Source organism: Streptomyces sp. NPDC038707 (assembly GCF_040636485.1).
GTDB lineage: Bacteria > Actinomycetota > Actinomycetes > Streptomycetales > Streptomycetaceae > Streptomyces.
In genome coordinates this window covers 1-3,409 of the sequence record NZ_JBEZUP010000085.1, presented here as the reverse complement: position 1 = coordinate 3,409, position 3,409 = coordinate 1, and the positions used below count along the sequence as shown (strand labels likewise).

Sequence of the window (3,409 nt, the reverse complement as noted above, 5' to 3'; positions counted from 1 at the left end):
GGTCTTCGAGTCGTACCCGATGGACCAGGCCGGGCTGAGCGAGGCCAACGCCCGGGCCGGCATCACCTGCACCGGCATGCGCCCCTACGCCGGCACGCACTACCCGCTCACCGTGACCGCGGACATCGCCTCGCACCTGAAGCTCGCCCTGCAGTACCAGCCGGACGTCTTCGACCACGCGTACGTCGAGGAGGTCGGGCAGCGCTTCCTGAGGGTGCTGCGCCACCTCGTGGACGAGCCCGATCGCCTCGTGGGCAGGGTGGACGTGCTCGCGCCGCGGGAGCGAGACCACCTGCTGCGCGTGCTCAACGACACGGCGGTGCCCTTCCAGGAGCGCACGGTGCCCGAACTCTTCGAGCGGCGGGCGGCGACCGCACCCGACGCCGAGGCGCTGGTCTGTGGTGATGTGTCCCTGTCGTACGGGGAGCTGAACGCGCGGGCCAACCGGCTCGCGCACTGGCTGATCGGACGCGGCGTGGGTCCCGAGACACTGGTCGCGGTGGCGCTGCCGCGGTCCGCCGACCTGATCGTCACGCTGCTGGCCGTGCTCAAGGCGGGCGGCGCCTATCTGCCGCTCGACCTCGCGTACCCGGCCGAACGGATCTCGTACCTGCTCGAGGACGCCCGGCCCGGACTGGTGGTGACCGACGCGGGCTTCGCCGAGGCCCTTCCGGACTTCGCCGAGCCGGTCGTCCTCGATGACCCGGCCCTGCGCGCCGACCTGGCGGCCCGGCCCGACCGCGATCCCACGAACCCGGACAGGCGCGCCGCACTGCACCCGCGCAACCCCGCCTACGTCATCTACACATCGGGGTCCACGGGCCGGCCCAAGGGCGTCGTCGTCGCACACGCGGGCGTGGCGAACCTGGCCGCCTGGGGCGTCGCCGAATTCGGCGCGGAGACCTTCTCACGGGCCCTGGCGACGACCTCCACGACCTTCGATGTCTCCGTGTTCGACACGCTGGTGCCCCTGCTCGTGGGGGGCAGCATCATGTTGCTCGACGACGCGCTGGCGGTCGTGGAACAGGACACCGGCGCGGCGAGCCTGCTGTGCGTCGTCCCCTCGGTGCTCGACGCCATGGCCGACCGGGCGCCGCTGGACCGGATCGGCACCATCGTCCTCGCGGGTGAGGCGCTGCCCTCGACCCTCGTGCGGAAGCTGCGGGACACGGCGCCCGGGGTGCGGCTGGCCAATGTCTACGGCCCCACCGAGGCCACGGTGTACGCCGCGGGGTGCGTGGACGACGGCACCGGCGACGGGCACCTGCCCATCGGCAGGCCGCTGGCCAACTGCCGGACCTACGTGCTCGACAGCCGGCTCGGGCTGGCGCCCCTGGGTGTCCCGGGCGAGCTGTACCTGGCGGGCGCCGGGCTGGCCCGCGGCTATCTGGACCGACCGGGGCTGTCCGCCGAACGTTTCGTCGCCGACCCGTACGGGCCGCCCGGTGCGCGCATGTACCGCACCGGTGACCTCGCGCGCTGGGGCGCCGACGGGAACCTGGAATACCTGGGCCGCGCCGACATGCAGGCCAAGGTGCGCGGCTTCCGTGTCGAGCCGGGAGAGATCGAGGCCGTACTGGCGGCGCACCCGGCGGTCGAGCGGGCCGTGGTGATCACCCGTGCCGGCCTGGGCCCCGGCAAGCAGCTCGTCGCGTACACGGTCCCCGCCCAGGAGGGGGCACAGCCGCCCGCCGACGAGCTGAAGAGGTACGTGGGGGAGCGGCTGCCCGAGTACATGGTCCCGGCCGCGATCGTGCCGATGGACCGGCTGCCGCTGACCCCCAACGGCAAACTGGACCGCGCGGCCCTGCCCGACCCCGAGTTCACCGGCGAGGCGTACCGGGCCCCGCGGACCGCCGCGGAACGGACCCTGGCGGCCCTGTTCGCCGACGTCCTGGGCGTCGAACGGGTCGGCCTCGACGACAGCTTCTTCGCGCTCGGCGGACACTCCCTGCTGGCGACCCAGCTCGTCAGCCGGATCCGCTCGGCGTTCACCACCGAACTGCGCATCCGCACCGTGTTCGAGTCACCGACCGTCGCCGCGCTCGCCGGCCACCTGACGTCCGGCGACCGGCCCCGGCCGGTGTTGCGCCCCAGGGCGGACCGGTCGGGCACCGTACCGGTGTCCTTCGCGCAGCGCCGGCTGTGGTTCCTGCACCGGTTCGAGGGACCGTCCGCGACGTACAACATCCCGGTGGCGCTCCGGCTGTCCGGCCCGCTGGACACGGACGCGCTGTCGGCCGCCGTACGGGACGTGGTGCTACGGCACGAAAGCCTGCGCACCGTCCTCGTCGAGGACGCCGACGGCATGCCGTACCAGCGGGTGGTCCCGGCCGACGAGCTGGCGTTCGACGTGCCGCTCTCGCCGGTCCCGCCGCACGAGGTGCCCGCCGCGCTGGCCGCGGCGATGGAGTACCGGTTCGACCTGTTCACCGAGGTGCCGATCCGCGCCGAACTGTTCCGGCGGTCCGCGCGGGAGCACGTCCTGGGTCTGGTCGTCCACCACATCGCGGCCGACGGCGAGTCGATGGCACCCCTGGCGCGGGACCTCGCGGCGGCCTATGCCGCGCGGCTGGCGGGCCGCGAGCCCGTCTGGGACGAATCGCCGGTCCAGTACACCGACTACACCCTCTGGCAGCGCGACCTGCTGGGCGCGGAGGACGACCCGCACAGCCTCGTCGCCCGCCAGTCCGGCTACTGGCTGGAGGAACTGGCGGGCATACCGCAGCCGCTCCAGCTGCCCACCGACCGGCCCCGGCCGCCCGTGGCCGGCCGCCGCGGCGACGGGCTGGAGTTCGCCATCGAGCCCGGACTGCTGGCCGCGGCGCGGGAACTGGCCCGCGGGCACGACGTCACGATGCCGATGGTGCTCCAGTCGGTGCTCGCCGTGCTGCTGGGCCGGCTGGGCTGCGGTGAGGACATCTCCATCGGGTCCCCGATCGCCGGGCGCACCGACGAGGAACTGGCCGGCCTGGTCGGCTTCTTCGTCAACACCTGGGTGCTGCGCGTCGACCTGTCGGGAAACCCGACGTTCCGCGAGGTGCTGGGCCGGGTGCGGAGCAAGGCCCTGGCCGCCTACGACCACCAGGATGTGCCCTTCGAGCACCTGGTGGAGATCCTCAACCCGGAACGGTCCAGCGCCTACCACCCGCTGTTCCAGGTGATGCTGGCCTGGCAGGACGACAACACCCTGGTCGACTTCGACCTGGCGGGTGTCAGGGCGGAACTGGAGATCGTCCCGACCCGGACCGCCAAGTTCGACCTCCAGTTCAACTTCGGCCTGGACGCCTCCGGGGAGGGACTCGGCGGATACGTCGAGTACGCGACGGATCTGTTCGACCGGGGCAGTGTGGAGGCTCTGGTGGGCCGGTTCGTTCGGGTGTTGCGTCAGGTGGTGGCGGATCCGGGG

1 protein-coding gene is annotated in these 3,409 nt (G+C 72.9%); it reads left to right on the top strand.

Annotation, left to right across the window (positions count from 1 at the left end; genetic code table 11):
• Positions 1 to 19: 19 nt before the first annotated feature.
• Positions 20 to 3,409 (top strand): amino acid adenylation domain-containing protein (locus AB0E62_RS39845; protein ID WP_362205985.1); only part of this gene is annotated, 3,390 nt, incomplete at its 3' end.